21 protein-coding genes are annotated in these 25,496 nt (G+C 38.4%); 10 read left to right on the top strand and 11 right to left on the bottom strand.

Annotated features, from left to right (window positions below):
* Positions 1–145 precede the first annotated feature (145 nt).
* The 4 genes from EYS08_RS09280 to pyrE all read right to left on the bottom strand — a co-directional run bounded on the left by EYS08_RS09280 (position 146) and on the right by pyrE (position 4,516).
* Positions 146–325, bottom strand: coding sequence for a hypothetical protein (locus tag EYS08_RS09280; RefSeq protein WP_131029758.1), 180 nt, complete (start codon positions 323–325; stop codon positions 146–148).
* Positions 326–615: 290 nt separating this feature from the next.
* Entirely contained in the window at positions 616–3,291 is a 2,676-nt protein-coding gene (locus tag EYS08_RS09275; protein WP_131029757.1) for an alpha-L-rhamnosidase, read from the bottom strand.
* Between the two features lie 122 nt (positions 3,292–3,413).
* Complete coding sequence (locus EYS08_RS09270; protein ID WP_131029756.1) at positions 3,414–3,812, bottom strand: SRPBCC family protein; 399 nt, start codon at positions 3,810–3,812, stop codon at positions 3,414–3,416.
* A 38-nt stretch (positions 3,813–3,850) separates the two neighbouring features.
* Positions 3,851–4,516: an orotate phosphoribosyltransferase gene (pyrE, locus tag EYS08_RS09265; RefSeq protein ID WP_108200214.1), complete on the bottom strand. Its 666-nt coding sequence runs from the start codon at positions 4,514–4,516 to the stop codon at positions 3,851–3,853.
* Positions 4,517–5,104: 588 nt separating this feature from the next.
* On the opposite strand from pyrE, the gene EYS08_RS09260 reads away from it, so the two are divergent.
* Positions 5,105–6,148 (top strand): NAD(P)-dependent alcohol dehydrogenase, encoded by a 1,044-nt coding sequence (locus EYS08_RS09260; RefSeq protein ID WP_131029755.1) that lies wholly within the window; start codon positions 5,105–5,107, stop codon positions 6,146–6,148.
* Positions 6,149–6,237: 89 nt separating this feature from the next.
* Here EYS08_RS09260 and EYS08_RS09255 read toward each other — a convergent pair whose 3' ends face one another.
* Positions 6,238–7,104 carry a hypothetical protein gene (locus EYS08_RS09255; RefSeq protein ID WP_131029754.1) on the bottom strand — a complete coding sequence of 289 codons (867 nt, stop codon included), beginning with the start codon at positions 7,102–7,104 and terminating at the stop codon, positions 6,238–6,240.
* Positions 7,105–7,543: 439 nt separating this feature from the next.
* Here EYS08_RS09255 and EYS08_RS09250 point away from each other — a divergent pair, with 439 nt between their 5' ends.
* Complete coding sequence (locus tag EYS08_RS09250) at positions 7,544–8,155, top strand: NUDIX hydrolase (protein WP_131029753.1); 612 nt, start codon at positions 7,544–7,546, stop codon at positions 8,153–8,155.
* Between the two features lie 246 nt (positions 8,156–8,401).
* Here EYS08_RS09250 and EYS08_RS09245 read toward each other — a convergent pair whose 3' ends face one another.
* The 5 genes from EYS08_RS09245 to EYS08_RS09225 all read right to left on the bottom strand — a co-directional run bounded on the left by EYS08_RS09245 (position 8,402) and on the right by EYS08_RS09225 (position 12,017).
* Positions 8,402–9,007 carry a hypothetical protein gene (locus EYS08_RS09245; protein ID WP_131029752.1) on the bottom strand — a complete coding sequence of 202 codons (606 nt, stop codon included), beginning with the start codon at positions 9,005–9,007 and terminating at the stop codon, positions 8,402–8,404.
* Positions 8,997–9,500 carry an RNA polymerase sigma factor gene (locus EYS08_RS09240; protein ID WP_131029751.1) on the bottom strand — a complete coding sequence of 168 codons (504 nt, stop codon included), beginning with the start codon at positions 9,498–9,500 and terminating at the stop codon, positions 8,997–8,999. Before EYS08_RS09240 ends, EYS08_RS09245 begins: the two co-directional genes overlap by 11 nt.
* A 386-nt stretch (positions 9,501–9,886) precedes the next feature.
* Positions 9,887–10,348 carry a pantetheine-phosphate adenylyltransferase gene (gene coaD / locus EYS08_RS09235; protein ID WP_029279302.1) on the bottom strand — a complete coding sequence of 154 codons (462 nt, stop codon included), beginning with the start codon at positions 10,346–10,348 and terminating at the stop codon, positions 9,887–9,889.
* 338 nt (positions 10,349–10,686) lie between these two features.
* Entirely contained in the window at positions 10,687–11,220 is a 534-nt protein-coding gene (rsmD, locus tag EYS08_RS09230) for a 16S rRNA (guanine(966)-N(2))-methyltransferase RsmD (RefSeq protein ID WP_131029750.1), read from the bottom strand.
* Positions 11,211–12,017 carry a DUF3822 family protein gene (locus tag EYS08_RS09225; RefSeq protein WP_131029749.1) on the bottom strand — a complete coding sequence of 269 codons (807 nt, stop codon included), beginning with the start codon at positions 12,015–12,017 and terminating at the stop codon, positions 11,211–11,213. The genes rsmD and EYS08_RS09225 overlap by 10 nt, the downstream gene beginning before the upstream one ends.
* 497 nt (positions 12,018–12,514) lie before the next feature.
* On the opposite strand from EYS08_RS09225, the gene EYS08_RS09220 reads away from it, so the two are divergent.
* From EYS08_RS09220 to EYS08_RS09210, 3 genes are all read left to right on the top strand, one after another.
* Positions 12,515–13,654: a putative sensor domain DACNV-containing protein gene (locus tag EYS08_RS09220; RefSeq protein ID WP_029279299.1), complete on the top strand. Its 1,140-nt coding sequence runs from the start codon at positions 12,515–12,517 to the stop codon at positions 13,652–13,654.
* 250 nt (positions 13,655–13,904) lie between these two features.
* Positions 13,905–15,338, top strand: coding sequence for an ATP-dependent DNA helicase (locus EYS08_RS09215; protein WP_131029748.1), 1,434 nt, complete (start codon positions 13,905–13,907; stop codon positions 15,336–15,338).
* Between the two features lie 80 nt (positions 15,339–15,418).
* Positions 15,419–16,090: an MCP four helix bundle domain-containing protein gene (locus tag EYS08_RS09210; RefSeq protein WP_131029747.1), complete on the top strand. Its 672-nt coding sequence runs from the start codon at positions 15,419–15,421 to the stop codon at positions 16,088–16,090.
* 135 nt (positions 16,091–16,225) lie between these two features.
* Here EYS08_RS09210 and EYS08_RS09205 read toward each other — a convergent pair whose 3' ends face one another.
* Positions 16,226–17,071 (bottom strand): CvfB family protein, encoded by an 846-nt coding sequence (locus EYS08_RS09205; RefSeq protein ID WP_057933523.1) that lies wholly within the window; start codon positions 17,069–17,071, stop codon positions 16,226–16,228.
* 385 nt (positions 17,072–17,456) lie between these two features.
* On the opposite strand from EYS08_RS09205, the gene EYS08_RS09200 reads away from it, so the two are divergent.
* From EYS08_RS09200 to EYS08_RS09180, 5 genes are all read left to right on the top strand, one after another.
* The gene (locus EYS08_RS09200; RefSeq protein ID WP_057933366.1) at positions 17,457–18,059 is read left to right on the top strand and encodes an LURP-one-related/scramblase family protein; all 603 of its coding nucleotides are present in this window, start codon (positions 17,457–17,459) and stop codon (positions 18,057–18,059) included.
* A 173-nt stretch (positions 18,060–18,232) separates the two neighbouring features.
* Positions 18,233–19,969 (top strand): ABC transporter ATP-binding protein, encoded by a 1,737-nt coding sequence (locus EYS08_RS09195; protein WP_131029746.1) that lies wholly within the window; start codon positions 18,233–18,235, stop codon positions 19,967–19,969.
* Positions 19,953–21,713, top strand: coding sequence for an ABC transporter ATP-binding protein (locus tag EYS08_RS09190; RefSeq protein ID WP_131029745.1), 1,761 nt, complete (start codon positions 19,953–19,955; stop codon positions 21,711–21,713). The genes EYS08_RS09195 and EYS08_RS09190 overlap by 17 nt, the downstream gene beginning before the upstream one ends.
* Positions 21,714–21,770: 57 nt before the next feature.
* The gene (locus EYS08_RS09185) at positions 21,771–22,661 is read left to right on the top strand and encodes an SMP-30/gluconolactonase/LRE family protein (RefSeq protein WP_131029744.1); all 891 of its coding nucleotides are present in this window, start codon (positions 21,771–21,773) and stop codon (positions 22,659–22,661) included.
* Between the two features lie 369 nt (positions 22,662–23,030).
* On the top strand, positions 23,031–25,454 hold the full coding sequence (locus EYS08_RS09180) for a DUF4982 domain-containing protein (protein ID WP_131029743.1): 2,424 nt from the start codon (positions 23,031–23,033) through the stop codon (positions 25,452–25,454).
* The last annotated feature ends 42 nt before the right edge of the window (positions 25,455–25,496 follow it).

Below are 25,496 nucleotides of genomic sequence, written 5' to 3'. Positions count from 1 at the left end.
TTTGTCGGTAAGATTTTGTTTTTAATGACTAAATTGCTGATAATTAGTTATTTGTGCTGAAAATTTGTCGTGATATTGGTTGTTGTCATTCTGAACGCGGTGAAGAATCTTTAAACTATCGAAGTCTTATATGGGATTATAAGCTTTAACTGATTTGGGCGTTACCCAATCCCGCGAAATACGGGAAAGGGTCAGGCTTTTCAGGGCTCCGCTTCGCTGCGGTACCGATGAAGGATCGGTACTGAACCCTTACAATCCTTAACGCGGTATTTACCGAAGTAAGACCTGGCGAGGTTTGGAACAGTGCTTCGAAATGCAGAACCATTATTTATAAACCTGATAGAACGGAAAGCCCGGAGCGAAGAATGAGTGAGGACTTGGAGGGATAGCAGGGCTTTCATAGCCTAAAAGCGCCGAACCCTGCTTTTCTAAATAATATTGACCACCTAAGTCGCCTGAGTGCAGCTAAGTAGTATGAAATAGGTTTATTAGAACTCGCAGGTTTTAAACTAAATTCGTCATCTCGACTGAAGCACAGTGGAATGGAGAGATCTATCTTTTAGATTTCTCGACTTCGTTGCACTTCGCTCGAAATGACGGCATTCAGGATTTTGATTAATTTTTCGTTTTTTGCTCAATTACATATTTACCGGCTGCTAAATCTATTTTGCCAATGTTGTTTATTTTACCATTTACATAATTATCCATGCCGCGCGTAAGCGGTAGGCTAATTGTAGCTGTAGAATTTGCCGGAATGGTAATGTCATACCTGATTCCATTATTAATTCTTTTCCAGGCACTGGTAATTTTCCCATAAGGACCGATGTGGCTGGCTTCGAAGCTATCAAGCCCTGCCATAATATGCGGATCTAAAATTATATGCTTGAAGCCTGGTTGTTTTTCATCTGGCTTAATACCACCTGGCGATTTGTATAACCAGGCACCAATTTCTCCGAACATAATGTGGTTCATCGATATATCCGATTTTGCATCAATGGGCCAGTTCTCGTATAAAGTGGTGGCTCCGTTTTCCATCCACCAGCCCCAGCTTGGATAGGTTTTTTGAGCGGCAACTTTATAAGCTATATCGCTGTAGCCATTTTCGCTCAGCGCATTTAAGATGGCTTTGGTGCCCAATAATCCCACGTCCAAGTGGAAACCATCGGCTTCTACACGTTTAGCCAAATTTTCGGCAACTAAAGCAATCGATTCTTCCGGAACAATTTTCCAATAAAGCGGAACGCTCATTTCGGTTTGTACGCCAGAAGCATAAATCCCTTTTTCTTTATTTAAGTACTTGGCATTAAAAGCATCTTTAATTTTTTTAGCCAGCGCCATGTACTTTTCATAATCATCGTTTTTACCTAAAATTTTTGCCGCCTTGGCCAAAATAACCACATCAGCATAATAATAACAGGTGGAAGTAAGCTCTACGGGAGATTTTGATTTCACCGGAATCCAGTCGCCCAAACCCCAGGTGGTTAAACCTGTCGGGTAAGTTTCGTCAATATGGTTAACATATTTTCTGATATTTCCGTAACAATCGGCAAGTAGTTTTTTGTCTCCGTAAAACAGGTAAACATTCCATGGAATAATGGCAATTGTACTGGTCCAATCGGGTCCATTGCCCCATTCATAACCCCAGCCATCGGTAGGGATAATTGAAGGTAAAACACCATTTGGCTGTTGTTCATCGCGATGATCGGCGAGCCATTTTTCGTAAATAGTAATGCCGTCAAAACCATAAAGACCTGTTTCTATGGCAATCTGTGCATCGCCTGTCCATCCGTTTTTCTCTCTCTGCGGGCAATCTGTAGGGTAACCAAAAAGATTGGATAAGTAAGAATTATTGGTGGCGTAATAGATTTTATTGATGATCGGCTCTGAAGATTTAACATCACCAACAACTGGAACATCACTATGCATAAAATAGCCTACCAGATCTTCTTTTTTCAATTGTATGGGAGCGGAGCTACTCACTTCTACATATTGAAAACCCTTATAATTGAAATGCGGCATAAAACTTTGTTCACCTTTTCCGTTTAAAATCAGGATATCGGTCTGAAATGGATCAGTATTATCAGTTGGCCGGTAATGGGCATCAATATTGGAGATGTCTACGTGTCCGTTGGTATATAAACGCTCGCCGTGTTTCAGTTTTATAACAGTTCCGGCAGGTCCGCTTACTGTGATTTTGCTTACGCCCGAAATATTTCTGCCCAGATCGAAAAGATAAGTGGTATCATTAAACTTTCTTAAACTTTTGCTTGCTATTTCTTCAACATTACGGATAGGGTGCATGGCCTGTGCAACAATATTTTTAGATGGTGCAGAACGGTACATTACACTTTTCCAATCTGTATCGTCAAAATCTGGCGTGTTCCAGCCTGCTTTTTCCAGGCGGGCATCGTAATGCTCGGCTGTATAAATACTATTAAAAATAATCGGGCTTAAAGCTGTTTTCCATTCTTTACTCGATTTAATGGTTTCGGTTGTGCCATCTTCGTAAGTAATGCGTACATCAAGACAAAAAGTTGGCCTGTTGCGCCAGGGAGCACGGTCGAAATACCAAACTGCTGTCGATTGGTGGTTGTACCAACCATTGCCCAGTAGTACGCCAATAGCATTTTTGCCTTTGTTGATGGCCTTGGTTACATCGTAGGTAACGTATAACGTTCGTCTATCAAAACGGGTATACATCGGGTCCATGCGGTGGTTGCCAATTTTTTTGCCGTTGATGGAGAGTTCGTACAAGCCAGCTGCAGCGATGTAAGCCCTGGCCGATCTGATTTTTTTAATCGTCGCAAAGGTATTCCGGAAATAGGGTGCAGGCTTAAGCTTGGTATTTTCACTATCCGAAATCCATGCACCCTGCCAGTTTTCCATTTTCATTATGCCGGTTTCAAAGCTGGCGATATACACTTTGTTTGATTTCTTTTGGTTTCCATCAGCAATATCAACCCTCCAAAAATATTTAGTAAAAGGTTTTAGTGGCTGGCCCGAATAAATAACTAGATTATCATCTGATTTAACCCAGCCTGTATTCCAAAGTTTTGTATTGGTTTTAACAAGTGAAGCCGAATCGGTATCTACCAGAACGCGGTAGGCTGTTTGTTTGGCTCCCTGACCGGCATCGTTCATTTGCCATGTAAAACGTGGATTTGGATTATCTAAGCCGATCGGGTTAACTAAATATTCGGTTTTTAAGGCGGTAAGCGATTGAGCAAGTGTTTTGGAAATAGGAGCAAGGGCAAAAAATAAAGCAGTTACCTGAAGAAATCTGAGGTTCATAGTTTAAAGGTTATTCGAAAACTAAGGTATTAAAATAATGTGCTGATAAGAGAACACAATAGAATTTTTACGCATAAAAAAAGACGAGGTCTAACTCGTCTTTTTTATCTGTGCAATCACTTTTATCCCAATATTTCTTTCAGTTTTTCCGTTTGGTGATCGGCCAGTTTTTGTAGGGGACCAGATGCCAACATTTTCATCATCATGTTCAGATCAGCTGAGATAATGTGTTTAGCTATAGTTGTTCCGTTTCCGTTATCTGCTACAGTCCACTTTAACTCTACATCGAAAGGTGCTTTTTCACTCGGAATTGCTGTTATTTCCTGATTTTCGATACGGTTCGAAATCTTAATGGCCAATTTTGCCATATTTTGGATGGTAAACCGTGCATCATCTTCGGTAGATTCCCAGTTGTAAATATTTTCTGGCATCAGTTGCTGATGATTGTTCATATCGGATAGAAATGCATAAACCTCTGCAACTGGTTTATTCACCTCCACTGCGCTTTCAATAACAGTCATTATATATTTTTTATAGATTTTTGTTTTTTACTCAAAACTTAAGACTCCGAACTCAAAACTTGTCCTTGTCCCCATTCTGAAGGGTTTAAACGCCATTTACCTAATAATTCCATATCACTTTTGGCAATAATGCTGTGCTCGGCAGCATAATCGATTAAAGCACCATAGTTTGATAAGGTTAAGTAACGACATTTTGCAGCTGCGAAATTTTCATCTGCTTTTTCGAAACCGTAAGTGAAAATTGCCGCTAAGCCAGCTACCGATAAACCTGCAGCCCTTAACGCATCAACAGCTTGTAAACTGCTTTTTCCGGTTGAAATTAAATCTTCGATAACCACCACACGTTGACCTTCTACCACTTCGCCTTCAATTAAACTTCCAGTGCCATGTTCTTTAGCCTTTGCTCTTACGTAGATAAAAGGTAAACCAAGTTCTTGAGCTACTAAAACACCTTGAGGGATTCCAGCGGTTGCAACACCAGCAATAACATCTACCGAACCAAACTCTTCCTGAATGGCCTGTGCAAGTTTCTGACGGATGTAAGTTCTAACCTGAGGGTGAGAAAGGGTAATTCTGTTATCGCAATAAATTGGCGATTTCCAACCTGATGCCCAGGTAAAAGGGTTGTTTGGTTGTAATTTGATTGCTTTTATCTGTAATAAAAATTCCGCTACCTTTAATTCAATATCACTTTTATTATACATGGCTCAAAATTACAGATTTATTTGTGTTTGTCATAACGTTTATTAAGCCCCACTTGTTTTAGCGAGGAAGGAAATGTCGGGATTTGAATTTAATAACGACTTCCAAATGATACAAATATCGGAAATTTTGATGGATGGTAAAAGTTATTTCTTGCCACTACTTGTAAATCAGTGTGATAAAGAATAGTAAGGGGCGAAATATAGAAGAATGTAAATGTTATATTGGTGTGGCCAAGTTTTTATACTTACGAAGTTTGTAGCTATAAATAAATATTTTTGTTTAAAGTGAGAGCCTGTTTAATTTAATACAATTATTTTACTTATCTAATATTTCTGTCACGCTGAGCGGAGTAGAAATGCTTTTAATAAGTCAAAAAATGGGGCTTCGACTACGCTCTCCATAGGAGTCCTTTGGACAGACTGACATACGAATAAATTCTGCTAAAATTTAAACAGGCTCTGAATGTTTAGAATTTTAATGTGAATGGGCGAGATTGTTTGAATTTCGCAATGATTTATTTGATTTGTGTAATTGTTCATAGCAAACCGCTGTGTACCTTTGTTAAGGTAAAATTAATTTGAATTTTTATGATAGCAACAAAAGGATATGCGGCGCAAAATGCCGAGACAGATCTTGCACCCTGGAATTTTGAGCGCCGGGAAGTAGGACCTCATGATGTTCAGTTCGAGATACTTTTCTGCGGGGTTTGCCACTCAGATCTTCACCAGATAAAAAATGATTGGTTTCCTGGGATATTCCCGATGGTTCCTGGCCATGAAATTGTGGGCAGGGTAACAAAAGTTGGAGATCATGTTAAAAAATTTAAAGTTGGTGATCTTGCCGGTACTGGTTGTATGGTAGATTCTTGCCAGGTTTGCGAAAACTGTAAGCAAGATTTAGAACAATATTGTTTAGAAGGAAATACGCAAACATACAATGGTTTAGAAAGAGATGGTAAAACACCAACTTATGGTGGATATTCAGATACGATTGTAGTAAGAGAAGAATTTGTACTTCATGTGTCGGATAAATTGAATCTTGCTGCTGTAGCACCGCTTTTATGTGCAGGTATTACCACTTATTCTCCGCTAAAACACTGGAAAGTAGGAAAAGGCCATAAACTGGCTGTACTGGGTTTAGGTGGTTTAGGCCATATGGCTGTGAAATTTGGTGTAGCTTTTGGTGCCGAAGTAACGGTATTGAGTACTTCGCCAAAAAAAGAAGAAGATGCAAAAAAACTTGGTGCCCATCATTTTGTGGTAACTACCGATCCTGCGCAGGTTAAAGCTGCCAGGGGTACATTCGATTTTATTTTAGATACCGTATCTGCTGAGCACGATTTTAACATGTACCTGTCTCTGTTGAGAACAAATGGTATACACATTTGTGTAGGTGTTCCACCTAAACCGGCAGAAATTGCTGCTTTTAGTTTGCTTGGCGGTAGAAAGAGTCTTGCTGGCTCGGGTATTGGAGGTATTGCCGAAACTCAGGAAATGTTAGATTTTTGTGCAGAGAACAATATCGTTTCGGATATCGAAATGATTGATATGAAAGATATCCACCACGCCTATGAACGTATGGAAAAAGGCGATGTACGTTACCGCTTTGTGATTGATATGGCTACGCTGTAGATCTAAATATCAGATCACATTAACAATATAGGGATTTTGTGCTGAAAAAGGTTCTAAATCCCTATTTGTTTATCAGACAGATCATTCTCCTAAGTTGCATAATTTTGCTTTACAAATTCTGATATAGAGATGTTATGATCAGATTCTACTTTGGAAATCTGCTTTTTGTTGTCCAACAGCAGATTTTGTAGCGTAGCTAGCGAATCTTTAAGGTAAGAGATGGATAACATCCGCGAAATCCTGCTTCTGATCTTTTCGGCTAGGAACAATTCAACCAGGATCAGTATGATTAAAAAGATATAATGCGTAAAGATCAGGTTATTGGTATTCTTGCTTAAGGCAGGCAATCCTAATGATACCAAGCCCATATCTATTATTAAAGGAATGCCGATAATGGCAATAATCGAGATTGCACTTGCTTTTAGCGTAATACGTTTTTCTGCTTGTTTTATCTGCTCATTAAAAGCAGAAAATTTACTGTTAAGCGGTGTATTTCTATTGCTTTGTTGTTGTTCTAGTTTCTGAAGGTCTTTTCCATGGGCTATATCTATTATTCTAACCTGCTCTACGATGGATGATTCGGCATTGTTAAGCTTTTCCTGATCTTCTACGATAGATTCTTGCTCCGCTATAATTTTATCCATTACCATCAAATCGTCGGGGATACCATGACGAAGCTTTTGTTCTGCGGCAATAATACGGTTATCTAATTGTTTAAACTGCCTTTTAAGCTCTGCAATTTCTTTATTGTAATGTTCTTTTTTTGAGGCGTAGCTGCTCTCCAGACTATGAAGTTCAGATGCGTACTCGAAATTGGCCAATAACTGTTCATTGCCGGCAAAACGCTGATAAAGCCCTGTTAATGTGATAAAGAGCGTCCCTGTCGATTTTCCTGGGTTAGAAAGATCTTTTCGGTATGCTTCCAGATCTGTTTCGGATAGTGAAGGTATGGGCATGGCAGATTAAAAAGTTAAAATTATAAAAAATATTCATCGTTGCAGGAATTATTCGCCATTGTTTTGCAGGTGAATGCTTCAATATAGGTAACTAACCATTTTTTTTACATTCCAGTGTGTATGGCTTTTGGTTATAAAGGTTCATCATTGATTAAATAATTATTTTTTTTTACTCTTTAATAAATTATTCTATATTTGTACCAAGCAAGGGGTGAGAGCCTTGCATCAATCTTTGATTGAGAGCGTTAATTTAGATAAGGTTACAACATTAATTGTTGTAACCTTTTTTTATATCCTATAAATAACTCAACAATTTTTCTACTTTTAGGGCATTGCAAAATGTATAGGTTTCGCAGAAAGAACTCTTTAAATATAATCGGGAAAGGAGCGGGTTGCTATAAAAAAGCATCATTCTCTATTTAATGTGTGTTAAAAATATATGCCAAGAAATTATAGAATTTATATCAACGATAACACTTTGTATATCTCAGATTTTTTGCCAGAGCAAAAAGAAAAAATTCAACAACTGGAATTTCAGGATTTTAATCTGCAAACATTCTACAAAAAACTAAAAAATGGTTCTAAAAAGAGCTATATTTTCTTGACAAAAAACCCTCAGGAGACCTTTAAAAAGTTAAAGAAAGATTGTACCATTATTAAAGCCGCTGGTGGTTTGGTAGAGAGTGCAAATGGCAATTTTCTGTTTATTTTTAGGAATAAAAAGTGGGATCTGCCCAAAGGGAAGCTAGAGGAAGGTGAAAAAATGAAAGAAACCGCTGTTCGTGAGGTAGAAGAGGAGTGCGGAATCAGGGTTTTTAAACGCGAAGAAAAACTTTGTAAAACCTATCACGTTTACCCAATTGGTACAAAAATGGTGATTAAGAAAACCAATTGGTACAAAATGAAGGTTAAAGGCGAACCAAAATTGATACCTCAAAAGGAAGAAGGCATTGATGAAGCAGTTTGGCTAGATAAAAACCACATTTCGCCTGTGATTAAAAATACTTTTCCATCAATTATGGATGTGCTGAGGGCCGGAGGAATACTATAAGCGTTCTATCCCAGAGATCGTCCTGCTGAACTTGTTTTATTAGAGGTTTATTATGTTTTTAATGGCCTAATAGCTACTACGTGGTCAGCATCTTTTTTGGTAAATAATCCGTATGAGCAAGTTTTAACAGTCAGATGGTAACATCTGACTGCACATCGTGTGGTGTCAGATATTTCTATCTGACACGGATCGGAACAATTGGAGTTCTACCTTTAAAAGTCAGATGGTAACATCTGACTGCACTGATTATTCATAATCCAACTCATCAACTACTTTTTTTACCTGCTTTAAATACTTGCCATAGTAATACCAAGCCCATAATTCGGTAATTACGCCTATAATCAGAATGGTAATAAAACAGTTTAATAAGATGTAAACCGATGAAAGATTAGCTAAAATTTTGTTGAAAATTGAAGCTTTTTCTATAAACAGATAAATTGCAATGAATGCGACGCCGATAAAGGCAACGATGTAGGTGAGGGCTTTATATAGTTCGATATTAAGTTTCATTTCGTAGAAAAACCAAAGGATGTTTTTGCGCGTATCTAAACTCATATCGTAAGAGTTTTTATAGAACAGATAAAACTTAAAAAAATAATAAGCGGTAAATCCGCAGGTGATGGCATAAAACATTAAAAACACTTGATTCATTATTGATGAGAAACCAAAAAAGAAAGGGATAAAGGCAATGAGTACCAAAAAGAAGATCTGGTAAAAAAACTCGTGTTTCATTTTCGCCCTTATTTTATCGATTGGGGTATGTGCCTGTTTTATTTTAAGCATATCGGTAGAAATGTTGCTTCCTTCTGGAGTTTCAGCATTCCATTCATTTTTTATATCGTCAAAATTCATAACCGTTTTTCTTTATGATGAATTGTAATTTTTCTTTAGTTCTATTGAGTTTAACCCGTGCATTTACCTCGCTGATGCCCAGGTTTTCGGCAATTTCGCGATGGGATTGGTTTTCGAGAAAAAGAAATATCAATGCTTTTTCTATCACATTGAGCTCTTGCACGGCAGTATACAAATAGACCAATTTCTCTTCTTTTCCTTCATTCTCGTTTACATCTATTACATCAATATTTTCATCCAATGGTGTTTTATCTACTTTTCTATTGTCCTTTTTAAAGTAAATTAATGCCGTATTTAAGGATACGCGGTACATCCATGTGGTAAATTTGGAATTACCCTTAAAAGTGGGGTAAGCTTTCCATAGTTGTAATACGATTTCCTGAAACAGATCGCGCTGTTCTTCAACACCGTTCATATACATTTTAGAAATCTTATGTATAATCGCTTTGTGCTGGTTGATCAGGGTGAGGAATATGTTTTCTGTTTCTTTCATTTAATATTATAACCCATTGGTAACCGATTCTTTAAAACGTTACATTTTAAATTTAAATAATATTAAACTACTGTAAGGGAGGATGAACAACGATAGGGTAAAAGTCTTCGACTCCGTCCAGACTGACATTTTTTTAGTGGCTGAAGTTTATGATGGTGATCGTGGTGTCAGATATTTCTATCTGACACCAATAAATTAAATTTACTGGTCTTAGCATCTCGCTCAGACTATACTTTATCTCCAGTAATTGGTGTTTGGTATAACAATAATTACCTCTTAGCGATACGCTAAGACTAGTTGCGTTAGAAATATGTATGTAAATGATCTATCAGTCAGGTGGTAACACCTGACAGCACATTAAACATAAGACAGCACATCATTAAAAACTATAAAAAGCTAAGTGCTTCTTTGGGTACAAATGGGCTTACGTCACCATGGTTTCTTAAAATATCGCGCACAATGGTAGAGCTGATGGCAGAATATTCGGGTTTGCTTAAAAGTAAAATGGTTTCTACTTCGGGCATCATGGTCTGGTTGATCTGTGCGATGGCTCTTTCATATTCAAAATCAGCAGCCGAACGGATACCACGCACCATATAGGTGGCATCAATTTTTCTGCAGAAATCTACTGTTAAACCTTCGTAAGTTTGGATTTCGATATTCTGATAGCCTTTAAAAACAGTTTGTAAAATTTGAAGACGCTGCTCTGCACTTAAGAAATTCTGTTTAGAACTATTTAGTCCGATACCCACTACAATTTTATCGAAAAGTGGAGTGGCACGTTGTAAAATGTTTACGTGAGCAATAGTGATCGGATCAAATGAGCCTGGAAATAGCGCTATTTTCATGATTCAAATATAGATTTTTATGGTGAAATTATTTACCACTAAGACACGAAGAACACAAAGAGATTGTTTTTTACCACGTAAACACAGATTTACACGGAATGCACCTGGCTTAATCTTTTACCGTTAAGAAATTAAGAGCATTAAGAAGTTAAACGGCACTATAACTGGAGCAGACTGTCTATTTTAAGCCTGATTGCAATGGAAAGCCCGGAACCCGATCCTTTATCGGGTGAGGACTTGCAATGAAAAGCAGGACTGAAGACCGCCATAACGCGCTGTGTGCTCACTTTCTAAAAATAAATTAACTATGCGCCATTAACCAATGAACGATTGAACTACTATAACTCAAAAAAGCTGAACGATGAATTGCCGTATTTCCTGGTTTCGGTGTAGCCGGGCTGGCTGTTCAGTTTCATGTTACTTTGGTGTTCTACAATTAACAGGCCATCAGGTTTGAGCAATTGTTGCTCCTTTACTATCACCGGAATCTGTGGAATGTTAGGCATGTTGTAGGGCGGATCGGCAAAGATCAGGTCGTAAGCGCCAGTCATTTGTTTTAATAACTTGAAAACATCGCCTTTACGCACATCAACCTGATCAAACTGGTGTTGTTTTGCTGTGTTTTTAACCCAGTTTACGCAACCATAATCCATATCGACCGCTAAAATACTTTCTGCACCACGTGAGGCAAATTCGAAAGTTAAATTTCCGGTACCGCAGAATAAATCCAAAACAGAACAGGTTTCGAAATCATATTTGTTGTTGAGGATATTGAAGAGTGCTTCTTTGGCCATATCCGTAGTTGGGCGCACCGGTAAATTTGCAGGGGGCTGCAAACGGATGCCCTTTAATTTGCCACCAATTATTCGCATAAATCTAAAGCAAGGAGACCGCTGAAATAGTGTTTGGGCATATCGGCCAATAATTCGCTATTTTGTTTTCCAGCAGGAAGAAAGAAATAAAGTTGGTTAAAGTATTTTAACAAGCAGTTATAATGTTCATCGTCTTCGTTTATAATGCCTTGTAAATAAACGGGAATGGTATCAGTTAAACCCAGTTGTTCGATCATCAGCAACAGGAAATAATTAAACTCTTCAGCGTTTTCTGATTGATAATGGTTTTGAAAAACTATCTTTTTATCTTTTACGTAGAGTACATTGAAAGATACTGCAGTAAAATCTATTAATAAAGATTCGTCTGCCAAATGATTAAATAAAACCATTAATGGTTCAGACTGTGGAAATAAATCTGTTTTTTCAGGCAGGTTTGATTTTAAATCCTCATCTAAACAAAAAACAGTATTAAAACCTAACTTATCATTGTGTTTAGTGTAAACTTTAGCATCGGAACCTAAATACTTAGCGTAAACGGACAGATGTTCGCCATCAAACCATTCATCAGGAATAAAAATAAAATTTGAGGTATGGATTGCGGCTTTTACCGTTACATAGTTCAGTGACAAATAACTATCGGTTTCAAAGGCAGATTTCAGTTCTTTCTGTACATCTTCACAACCTTGTTTATCAAAAATGATATTAATCTCTTCTGTATCCTTGCCTACCACAGCATAAGAAAAGCTGTCATTCGTTATTTTTAACAATAAATGGCAGTTTGCAGATGCATCAGCTTTAAAATTTGGGTCGACTAATAAGAGACTATTGTTACTCATTGAAACAAAAATAGACTTTTTTGAGGATTAACGGTAAGATGAGGTTAATTTTTTGGTTTTGCCACAGAATTATTGGTTGATAGCTTAACGGTAAGCTTCCTGCTTTGTTTTTTTACCACAGATAAAAAAGGATAAACACAGATTATTTGTTTAAATTCTTAACCTGATAAGTGAATTAATTTATCTTTTGCCACGGAAACACGGAGTTCACGGAAACAATTCCTTGTCATTTTGCTTACCAATTGCCCAATGAACCAATGCTTTTTTCTACTACCAGAGACACTTGAGTGAATTAATATTCGCTCAAATATACAATTAACTTCGTGTTCTTTGCGTCTTTGTGCTTAATCTTGACTCTGCGCGCTTTGCGGTTAAAAGTACATAGAAAATATCTGCGTTTATCTGTGAAGATCTGTGGTAAAAATGTCTGTATTTTTTTACCAAAATCAAACCTTTCTGCTATTCAAAAATCGAAATATTCGACTTAAATTCGGAACATGAGTTACAAGCCTACCTACAAAGCGGCAAACACGATTGCAGCAACTATTGAGCAACATTTTGTTAAACTGCATAAAAATGCAATTGCACAGGGTGAGATAGATTTGGCTACTCAACCGGATCGAAAAATAATTGAAGCGATAATAGATGTTGCTTTTTGGAGCAGCTTACGTAAGGAAGAGGGGCATTCGCCGAGGATTTCGATTGCTTTTTTACCACCAGAGCAAACGTCGAAACCGTTACGTTTTGCGAAAAAACTAGCGTTAAATGCCAATACCTTAACCAAAATAGCGCCTGGGATTGAACGTTCAGGAATTCACTTAGGGGTTTGGGAAGAAGATGGCGAACTTTATATCTGGGGTACAACCCTTAATATTCCGAACTTCTGTTTTGTTGTTGATGTTTCTGAACCTGGATTAATCGTAATTAAACACCGAAGGATTTACGGCATTGGAAAATTTACCAATGTTGCTGTGCTTAAAGGGGAGCAGATCCGTATTGTTGATGATACCAGTTGTGCAAATAAAGATTGTCCACCTATTTTGCAGGCCTTGTTAGATCTGACTGTTTTGGCCAGCTGGAACGATCCCATTAATATTTTGATCCAGTTTTCGGTTTCTATGCGTGCCCATGGCCGTGGTGGAGCCTTACTAATTGTGCCGAAAGGCGATACAAAATGGGAAGAATCTATCATCCACCCGATACAGTATTTGGTAGAACCTCCATTTTGTGGCCTATCCAATCTGGCGAAACAGAGCGGCAACCAGAGCGAAATTTTCTCGCAGGGTGCTGTTCGCCGTGAAGTAGAGCATTTGGCGGGTTTAACAGCTGTTGATGGCGCTACGATCATTAACGAAGAGTTTGATCTGATTGCATTTGGCGCAAAAATCGGTCGTGCTAAAGGCAAACCTACAGTAGAACAGATTGCATTTTCGGAACCCATTGTTGGTGGCGAAGATAAAATTCTTTATCCCGGACAGCTCGGAGGGACCAGGCACTTTTCTGTAGCCCAGTTTGTTAACGATCAGCCCCAATCTATTGGTTTGGTAGCCTCTCAAGATGGCCATTTTACTATTTTCAGTTACAGCAAAAAACAAAATATGGTAATGGCACATCGCATCGAAACCTTACTTTTATAATAGCAAGGAGCAGAAAGCATAGCGATTGCATTTGTTTGGAAAGGTGCTGTACTGCTAATCGGGTACTGTAGTCCGTCTTTCCGCTAAATTCCCGATCAAACCTTTGCGAAAAAACAAATGTTCATTTAGATCGGGAGATACCGCTTCAATACGGTTTAGCTAAATAGGGCTGTGCTAAAAACTCAGGTACTATTTTTACCTACACCAAACTGTTAACCGATTAACCGTTTAAAACAATTAACCATTAGAGATGATACCCGATAAAAGCCAGCTTATAGCTTCAGCATACGAACATACACCAACTAAGGAGCAATTGCTTTTTTGCGAACGGATGTCGGTGTTTTTGCAACAGGACGACGAGTACCGCTGTTTTGTGCTTAAGGGTTACGCTGGTACAGGCAAAACCACCTCTGTAGCGGCTTTGGTGAAGGTTTTGAAACAATTTAACTTGCGTAGTGAACTGCTTGCGCCAACGGGAAGGGCAGCGAAAGTAATGAGCCAGTATTCATACCGTAAAGCATTAACCATACATAAACGGATTTACCGCAAGCGCTCGGCGGCATCGCCCGAAATGCAGTTTCAATTGGCACCTAACCTTTCGGAAAATACATTGTTTATTATCGACGAGGCCTCGATGATTGCCGATGAATTTAACGAAACAGGCTCTTCAATATTAAGAGATCTGCTGGAGTTTGTGTACAATACCAAAAACTGCTTTTTGCTTTTTGTGGGCGATACCGCTCAGTTACCTCCTGTGGGGAGTTTAGATAGCCCCGCACTGAACGAACAGTACCTCAAAGATAAATTTGCGTTAACCGTGTCATCTGTTGAGTTAAAGGAAGTGGTTAGGCAAGGAAAGAAATCGGGTATTTTGGCCAATGCTACAATGTTGAGAAATCAGATTGCTAAAAATCCTGAAAATCCAATGCCTAAATTCCTGACTAAAAGTTATACCGATATTTACAATATGCCCGGGGCGCGTTTGGTTGAAGGACTGGAATACGCTTACCGTAAATTCGGTATGGAAAATACCCTGGTGGTTTGCCGTTCCAATAAATCGGCCAATGTGTATAACCAGCAGATTAGAGCCAGGTTGTTGTACCGCGAAGAAGAGTTAACTGGCGGCGATCAGATTATGGTTGTACGGAACAATTATTTCTGGCTGCCTGATAATGAAGATACCGCTTTTATCGCCAACGGCGATATGGCAAAGGTGATCCGTGTAAGGGGAGAGGAAGAGCGTTATGGATTCCGTTTTGCCGATGCCACTTTAGAGTTTATGGATTTTCCGGCAGCGGGGCAGATCAGCTGCAAAGTAATGCTGGATACTTTGAATTTAGAAAGTGCAAATCTTCCTTACGAACAAAATAAGAAACTTTTTGACGGACTTAATGAAGATTATGAGCATATTGCCAATAAGCGACAGCGGATGTTGGCCATTAAGGCCGATCCTTTTTATAATGCCCTGCAGATTAAGTTTGCTTATGCGGTTACCTGCCATAAAGCACAGGGCGGACAGTGGGATGCTGTTTTTGCTGATCAGGGCTACCTCACAGAAGAAATGATCGATCTTGATTTTCTCCGCTGGTTATACACTGCTGTAACGAGAGCAAAAAAAGAACTATATTTAGTCAATTTTGCGCCTCAGCTTTTCGCGAAGACGGCACAGGAGGACTACTTTTAGAAAGTGATTACACAGATTTAAGGATTGCACAGATTGATTTTCTTTGTGCCCTTGTGGTGAACATACTAACCAAATTATATATGAAATTTGCCTTTAGTCTTAAAAACAAGCTAAAAATAGCTTTTCTGCTTTTCTGCATCATGTGCTGCACTTTGTTGATCCGTTTTTTGGAAGACAAAAGTGTAGAGAAGATTAATGAATCTTTTATTTCGATGTACAATGATAGGCTTGTTCCGGCGACAGATTTATACTTTATTGCCGAAAACCTGTTTTATAAAAATAAGATTCTTCAGGAAATATTATTCGGGGATGGTAACGTTCAGCCTTCAACCAGTATAGTAAAAATGAATAAATACAACCGTAAAATAGATTCGATAATCAACAAATATGAACTTACTTTATTGGTAAAGCAGGAGAAAAGTTTTTTAAACGATCTTAAAAAAGCATTAACTGTTCAACAGGGATTGGAGGCGAAAATAATGAACATAGCTGGTACTGAAGGAAGAATAATTTATGAGTCGATGGGAAAAAATGCTGTTGATGAAACACTGACTAAGCTTTCGGCCTTGATTAAAATACAATCTAAAGTGGGTAATGATCTGATTAAAGGTTCAAAGATCTTCGTTTCGGGAACGAAGGTATACTCTACTTTGCAGGTTATTTTAGCTATTGTGATCGGAATTATGATCGTGGCCATTGTTTCTGCCTCGAATGCAGTGAAAATTCAGAGCGAGAAGTTTAATTTGAATTAGACTTATAGTAAGTTTTACTGGTTAATTCATGATTGGTCGTCTTTCCCGTGCAGGCGGGAATCGTAATGCAAGCGCTTTAAGATTCCCAATCAAGTTGGGAATGACGACCAATCTTAATGATTTTTATGAAATAAATTATTCTGCTTCGTCGTCTGTAATCAATCTAATCGAATCGTCAGAAAGTACAATTAAGCGCTCTTTGTACAATGAACCAATGGTTTTTTTGAAGGCACTTTTACTGATCTGGAAACGGTGATAAATATCTTCAGGAGAACTTTTATCGCCCAGCTCAATTACACCACCACTCTTTTTAAGCTCTCTTAGCATCATCTCTTTCGAATCGAGAATATGGCCGTAACCACTTGGCTGTAGGGTTAAATCGATCTTACCTTCCACTCGGATTTTCTTGATCCAGCCTTTGCGCATTTCGCCCGGTTGGATATTGTCAAAAACTTCGTTATTATAAAGCAAACCAATATAAGTATTGTTAATAATGGCGTTAAAACCAAGATCGGTTTCTTCGGTAATCAATAAGCTTACTTCGTCGCCCTCTTCAAAATCGAAACCATCTTCTTCAACAAAATCATACAGTTTAGAAGAAGCCAACAAGCGATCGTTACTTTCGTCTAAATACAGGTAAACCACATATTTATAGCCTTTTTGCATCGGCCTTTTTTGCTCGCGGTCTGGTACGTACACATCTTTATCGATACCAAGATCCATAAACACGCCATCATCACCATCAGAAACCACTTTCAAAAAAGCAAAATCCCCCACTTCCGCATAAGCTTTCTGTGTAGTCCCGGTTAAGCGGCCATCTTTTTGTACAAAAACAAAAACGGTAATGTTATCGCCAATTTCTACGCCATTCGGAACGTATTGGTAGGGCAGGATGACCAGTTTATCGCCATCGGTTAAGTTTAATCCAGCTTCTGTTTTGCTTAAAATCCGTAACTCGTTGTATTTTCCTATTTCAATCATGTGTTTTGGGTTTAACCATTTTCTTCAATGGCTTTTGCTGCAAAGGTAGCAATGTTTCGTTGCAAATTGGTTTTAAATCTGTTGGAGTAATCTTAACCACAGATAAAAAAGGATGCACACAGATATTAAGATCTGTGTGCATCTGTGGTAAAAAGACTAGCCTAATATTTGTTCTTCACCAGGTTACCATCGATAGATTCCAAAAGAAAGTTCGTCATTGCGAGGAGGAACGACGAAGCAATCTTTCATGCTAGTGATCCTTGTGATAAAAATTGCTTCGTCGGCTGAAAAAGCCTCCTCGCAATGACGATCTCTCACCGCTACTTGAACCTGCAATGAAAAAAAATATATATTTTAGCAACTTATCTAATATTAAATCTACAATATGAACAAGCAGATTCCTCCATTTTTTTTAAGCGACGAGTATTTTATTGATGAGAAAGTAAACTTTTTAAAGTTTGCGAACGAGTACAAAGTGTACAACGATCAGGGCGCTCAGATCGGGATTATTAAACAGCGTATTTCTGGCTGGCAAAAGGCTTTAACCTTATTGGTTGATAAGCGAATGATGCCTTTTAAATTAGAAATTACAGATACCAACGACCAGTTGCAGGCCACCATTACAAGAGGGTGGACATTCTGGATGTCGAAAATTATTGTTACCGATCCGCTTGGTGTTGAAGTGGGCATTATTAAACAAAAATTTAAATTCTTCAAGCCTACTTTTACCATTTCGAGTCCAACGTCTGGAGAAGAGATCGCAAAAATATCTGGCGATTGGAAAGCATGGAACTTTAGCATCACCAATAATGCAGGTGCTGAAATGGGCAAAATAAACAAAAAGTGGGCTGGTGCTTTGAAAGAAGTTTTCACCACGGCCGATAAATACAATGTTTCTATCGATCCAAGTTATGCCGAAAGCAATCAGAAAGTTGCAATTGTAGCCACTGCCATTACCATTGATATGGTTTTGAAGGAAAGTAAGTAAGGGGTTAATTGTTTAAACTGTTAAATCGGTTAACTGTTGAATGAGAGAATGATTGAATTTAATAAATAGGAAATGCCTACGAATAAATTACACGCTCTCATTCAATAATTTAGTCATTTAATCATTTCTTTGGGCTAAATTTGGAGCCTACAATTTAAGGTATCTTCATTGATATGGAAAAAACCAAAGAAGCCAAAAAGCCGAGTATTTTCAGTTTACTTGGAAATTACAGAGGCTTAATTTTTATGCTGATCCTGTTTGCGTTGCTCAGTAACGGTATCAACTTACTCTTACCGAAGATTATTGCAAACGGTATCGACTCTTATACCAACAAAACTTTCAATCTTCAATCCATTCTTCTTCAGTTTTCACTGGCTATTGTACTGGTTTTTATCTTTACTTATCTGCAGAGTATTGTACAAACCTATGCCTCTGAACGTGTAGCAAGAGATTTAAGAACAAGATTATCTGATCAGATTTCGCGACAGAGCCATGCTTATGTTATTCAGGCTAATCCTTCAAAACTGCTGACCAATCTTACAGCTGATGCCGATTCGATTAAAATGTTTGTTTCGCAGGCAATCGTTTCTATCTGCTCGTCTATATTTTTAATTGTTGGGGCAAGTATTCTGCTCCTGATGATTAACTGGAAACTGGCACTTTGCGTAATTGCTATTGTGCCAATAATCGGTGGAGCATTTTTCTATGTACTAAGCAAGGTAAAAGTGCTTTTCAAAAAGAGTAGGGAAGTGATCGATTGGCTGAACAAAGTAATCAGCGAAAGTATTTTAGGTTCGGCTTTAATCCGGGTAATTAATTCGCAAGCTTTAGAATACAATAAATTTATAGATGCGAATGCCAAAGCGAGAGATTTAGGAATTTCCATTCTCCGCATGTTTGCGGCGCTGATTCCGGTTATCGTTTTTACAGCCAATTTATCTGGTTTGTGCATTCTGGTATTGGGTGGCCACTTTGTAATTACCAATTCGATGACTCTGGGAGAATTTACCGCTTTTAGCAGTTACCTTACGCTCATTATATTTCCCATTTTGGTAATCGGTTTTATGAGCAATGTAATTGCACAGGCTACAGCATCTTACCAAAGGATAGAAAGTGTGTTGAATGCTGCTGAGATCAAACATCCAGGTACATTAAGCACACAATTGCGAGGGGAAGTGGAAGCGAAAGACCTTAATTTAAATTTCGGACAAAAACCAGTTTTAAAATCGGTTTCATTTTCTGCCAAAGCAGGCTCTAGAACTGCTATTATCGGTCCTACGGCTGCAGGTAAAACACAATTACTTTATATTTTAACAGGCCTTATTGAAGCAGATTCTGGTGCGGTGCTGTTCGATAACCAAGAAATTAAAAAGTACAACCAGGAGGATTTTCACCAGCAGGTTGGCTTTGTGTTCCAGGACAGCATTATGTTCAACATGAGCATCAGGGAAAATATTGCCTTTAGCGATACCGTTACGGATGAATCTTTAGCGAAAGCCATAGCTACTGCTGAACTGAAAGATTTTGTAGATGCCTTACCTGATCAATTAAATACTATTGTTTCGGAACGTGGAAACAGCCTTTCGGGTGGACAAAAACAACGAATTATGCTGGCCAGGGCATTAGCGGTGAATCCGAAGATCTTATTGCTTGATGATTTTACAGCGCGTGTTGATACCAATACGGAGAAAAGGATTTTAGAGAACATCCAACAAAATTATCCTGGTTTAACTTTACTTTCCATTACACAAAAAATAGCTTCTGTTGAGCATTACGATAAAGTGATCTTGCTGATGCAGGGCGAAATCATTGCTGAAGGAACCCATCAGGAATTGCTGAAAAGCAGTCCCGAATATGTTCAGATTTACAATTCACAACAGAGCACCAGTAATTATGAACTACAATCTTAACCAGCTTAACACCAGGCAGGAAAAGCAATCTACTTTTAAGGCGCTGAAAAGCCTGCTAAAACTGATCTCGGCTGAACGTAAGAACCTTTGGCTGGCGCTGATTACCATTTTGGTTAACTCAGGTCTGTTACTTTTGGGGCCATTATTGGTAGGCCACACGGTTGATGCTTATATCCGCACCAAACAATTTCATGGTGTGCTTCTTTTTGGTGGTATACTGTTGGTGATGTACATGATTGCCATGGTTACCGGTTACACCCAAACCAGGTTGATGGGCGGAGTAGGCCAGCGAATGTTATACACTTTGCGTAATGCCATTTTTAATAAACTGCAGGAGTTACCGGTTTCATTTTTTAATCAGAACAAAGCTGGCGATCTGATTTCGAGGGTAAATAACGATACCGATAAGCTGAACCAGTTTTTCTCGCAGTCGTTAATGCAGTTTATAGGCAGTATTGTCACCATGATCGGTGCCGGTGTTTTCTTGCTTTCGATTAATTTAGAGCTAGGCGCCGCAACCCTTTCGCCTGCGGTGGTGATCGTTCTTTTTACAATAGCTTTATCACCCTGGGTAAAAGGAAAAAATGCCAAAAACTTAAAAAGTGTTGGCGGAATGAGTGCCGAAATACAGGAAAGCCTGAACAACTTTAAAGTGATTATTGCATTTAACCGCAGGGATTATTTTAGGAAACGTTTTAATGAAGCCAATACCGAAAATTATAAAACAGCTATAGGTGCGGGTTTGGCCAATAATATTTTTGTGCCAGTTTATGGTTTGTTATCGAGTATAGCACAGCTGATCACCTTATTATTTGGTATTTACCTGATTTCTACCGGCAACTTTACATTGGGTTTATTGGTGAGTTATATTGCTTATACCACCAATTTTTATAATCCGCTAAGGCAATTGGCTGCCCTTTGGACAAGTTTTCAGGTGGCGATGGCCAGTTGGGACAGGATCTCACAGATCTTATCGTTGGAGAGTGACCTAAAACAGATTAAAGTTGGCGGAAATATCACTTCTGATGCTTTACTGGAGTTTAAAAATGTGCATTTCTCTTATGATGACAGTAAAGAAATCCTCCATAACATTAACCTGAGGTTCGAAAAAGGAAAAACTTATGCCTTAATTGGACCAACCGGAGGGGGGAAAACCACTACTGCTTCTTTAATTTCGCGTTTGTACGATGCCACTAAAGGAACAGTTTTATTAAATGGTAAAGATATCCGTTCATTTTCTGCCGAGGAAAGAACACAAAAAATCGGGTTTATTTTACAGGAACCATTTTTATTTACAGGAACTGTAAAAGAGAATATTTTGTATGGTAATAGTCAATATAAGGATGTAAGTGATGCGCAGTTGGAGAAAATAATTGAAGAAGCCAATCTAAACGCACTTTTAGCCATATTTGACGAAGGGTTGAATACACCGATTACTTCGGGATCAGACAGTATCAGTTTGGGTCAGAAACAGTTGATTGCCTTTATGCGTGCAGTGCTAAGAAATCCTGAACTGTTAATCCTTGATGAAGCTACAGCCAACATTGATACCATAACCGAACAGCTTTTGGGCAGCATTTTAAATAAACTTTCGAAAGAAACCACGCTTGTTATTATTGCGCACCGTTTAAACACCATAGAAAACGCTGATGAAATTTATTTTGTAAACGAAGGCGAAGTACAAAAAGCAGGAACGCTGAACGATGCATTAAATATGTTACTGAAAGGGAAACGGGTAAGTTAATATCTTTATAAACCTATCAGGTTTCAAAAACCTGATAGGTTATTAAAAAAAATACAAATGAAAAAATACTTCTTCTTTTTGGCTGTTTCAGCTTTAAGTACCGTTTCTTTTGCGCAAAGTGAAGGGCAAAACCTTTTTGTTCAGGACAGTTTAAAGGTGATTTCTGCACAGTTTAAGTTTACGGAAGGTGCATCAGTTGATAAGAAAGGCAACGTGTTTTTTACTGATCAGCCTAATGATAAAATCTGGAAATATGGCATTGATGGCAAACTGAGCCTGTATATGGATAAATCAGGTAGGGCAAACGGTACTTATTTCGACAAAAAAGGAAACTTAATTGTTTGTGCCGACGAGAATAACCAGATCTGGTCTATCGATAAAAACAAAAAGATAAAAGTGCTCTTCAGCGATTATGAAGGTAAAAAGGTAAACGGACCAAACGATATCTGGTTAGATGCTAAAGGAGGCATTTATTTTACTGACCCTTACTATCAGCGCGATTACTGGACTAGAAAAACGCCTGAAATTCAAGGGCAAAAGGTATATTATCTCCCGAAAGGAAAAAAAGAAGCGATTATCGTTGCTGATGATGTGATTAAGCCTAACGGTATTGTGGGTACTCCGGATGGTAAATTTTTGTATGTGGCCGATATGAGCGCAAATAAAACTTATCGTTATAGTATTGGTGCCGATGCGAGGTTAACGGATAGGCAACTTTTCCTTAATCAGCATTCTGATGGAATGACTTTAGACAGCGACGGAAATTTATATGTGACTGGAAAAGGAGTGAATATTTACAAACCTACAGGTGAAAAAATTGGCCATATTGATATACCCGAAGAATGGTGCGGTAACATTTGTTTTGGTGGAAAAGACAAAAACATGCTTTTTATTACAGCTTCAAAATCGCTGTACGTTATTCCTACGAATGCAAAAGGAGTGGAGTAATAGTTTGTTATAGCCATTTAAGGACATATAAAGCCGAAAAAACTAAGAATGAATTAACGTAAAAAAAAATTCTGTTCAGTTTATTCAACCCTTAAAAATATTAAAGGCATTAATTAGTTTTGAGCTTCCTACTTATAGGGATAGACGACTATAAAAAAGCCCTCTCAGGATTGAAGGGCTTTTTTACTTTAATTGTAGCGTTCTGAAAATGACAATACAAAATTCTACTTCGGCATCCTTACTTCGGTTCCACCACGCTGTTATCAATCTGTAATCAATTTAAAACACCGAAAAGCTGGGATTAATTTGATATGGTGTTAACTTAAAAAGAAGTTATATTGCTGTCGAATTTATTCTAAACAATTTCTGATGAAAAAAATATTATTACCACTTTTTTTAGTGGGTATTTTTTATTTAAATGCTGCTGCCCAAAGAACCGAAATCCTGTTAGATGAAGGCTGGAAATTCTCAAAAGGAAATTTCCCGAATGCTGCCGAAGTTACTTTTAATGATACCCGCTGGGAAACTGTTTCTGTTCCACATGATTGGGCCATTAGCGGACCTTTTGATAAGGAGATAGACAAACAGATAACCGCAATCACTCAGAACGGCGAAAGCATGGCCACTGAAAAAACAGGTAGAACCGGGGCTTTACCTTATATTGGAGAAGGCTGGTACCGAAAAAAACTGAATCTCCCAGCGCTTAAACCAAACCAGAAAGTGCTGCTTCAGATAGACGGAGCCATGAGCGAACCTCGTGTGTACCTAAACGGGAAACAGGTTGGACAATGGAATTACGGTTACAATTACTTTTATATCGACATTACTAACGACTTAAAAACGAGCGATAATTTATTGGCTATTCATCTTAAGAATATGCCTAAATCTTCTCGTTGGTACCCTGGAGCAGGTTTATACCGGAATGTGCATTTAATCATCAAAGATGAAAAAAGCATCGAACAATGGGGAATTACAGTAACCACCCCAATAGTAAAGAAAGAATTTGCCAAAGTGAATATCAAAACTAAATTAACAGATAAAGGTGTTCGTTTGGTTACGCAGGTTTTAGATAGTTTGGGTAAGCAGGTGGCTATTGATACAGCAAAATCAATCTTTGGAAACGAAACCGATCAAAATATAGAAATCAGCAATCCCAAACTTTGGAGCCCTGAAAGGCCTTATTTGTACACTTCGGTATCAAGTGTATATGAAGGAGGGATATTGAAGGATGTAGTAAAAACAAGATTTGGAATCAGAACGATCAATTTTAGTGCAGGAATAGGATTTAGCCTGAACGGCCAGGTAAGAAAATTTAAAGGCGTTTGCCTGCACCACGATCTTGGTCCGCTTGGCGCTGCTATTAATACCGCTGCATTAAGAAGACAATTAACGATTTTGAAAGAAATGGGCTGCGACGCGATCAGAAGTTCGCATAATATGCCATCGCCTGAGCAACTGGAGCTATGCGATGAAATGGGGTTCATGTTTCTTGCCGAAAGTTTCGATGAATGGGCAAAAGCCAAGGTAGAAAATGGTTACCATTTATATTTTAATACCGATGCTGAAAAAGATATTATAAATCTGGTACAGGCCAATAAAAATCATCCTTGTATCGTGATGTGGAGCTCAGGAAACGAAGTGCCCGATCAGTTTGGTTCCGAAGGTGTTAAAAGGGCTAAATGGCTTCAGGAAATTTTCCATCGGGAAGATCCTACACGTCCTGTTACCGTAGGGATGGATCAGGTGAAGGCAACCATGCAATCTGGTTTTGGTGCACTAATGGATATTCCAGGCTTAAATTATCGGGTACATCTTTACGAAGAAGCCAATAAGGTTTTTCCACAGGGCTTTATTTTAGGATCTGAAACGGCTTCAACGGTAAGCTCCCGGGGAATATATAAATTTCCGGTTGTAAAAGGATTCGATAAACAGTATCCTGATTTTCAATCTTCTTCTTATGATCTTGAATATTGTAGCTGGTCTAATGTACCTGACGATGACTTTGTAATGCAGGACGATAAACCATGGGTAATCGGAGAATTTGTTTGGACAGGTTTCGATTACCTCGGCGAACCAACCCCTTATGACAGCAGTTGGCCATCAAGAAGTTCTTATTTTGGGATTTCTGATCTGGCAGGTTTACCCAAAGACCGTTACTACCTGTATAGAAGCCGTTGGAATAAAACTGCACCAACTTTACATTTACTGCCACATTGGAACTGGGAAGGAAGAGAAGGTAAAACTACACCAGTTTTCGTGTACACCAGCTACGATAGTGCCGAACTTTTCTTGAATGGTAAAAGTTTGGGTATACGTAAAAAAGATAAATCAACACCACAAAACCGCTACAGACTGATGTGGATGGATGTAAAATACGAACCAGGAACCTTAAAGGTAGTAGCCTTTGATAGCAATGGAAAACCCGTAGCCGAAGAAAAGGTAACTACTGCAGGTAAACCTTATAAAATTGTTTTGACCCCGGATAGAAAAGAGATTACGGCTGACGGGAAAGATCTGTCTTTTGTAACCGTATCGATAGTTGATCAAAACGGTATACCTTGTCCAACAGCTACCAATGCTTTAAATTTTGAAGTAAAAGGAGCGGGAACATTCAAAGCGGTTTGTAATGGCGATGCTACTTCTTTGGAATCGTTTGTAAAACCAACCATGAAATTATTCAGTGGAAAACTTGTAGTGGTGGTTCAGTCTGATAAAAAGGGTGGTATACTAGAGTTGAAGGTTAAAGGTAAAGGACTAGAAAATGGAAATGTAGAAATTGTTTCGGCTAAGTAATCAGGAATTAATTGGTGGCATGATTCCCAGATCGACTGGGAA

It is taken from the genome of Pedobacter kyonggii (genome assembly GCF_004310665.1).
Classification (GTDB): Bacteria; Bacteroidota; Bacteroidia; order Sphingobacteriales; family Sphingobacteriaceae; genus Pedobacter; species Pedobacter kyonggii.
This window is presented reverse-complemented; position numbering and strand designations above follow the sequence as displayed.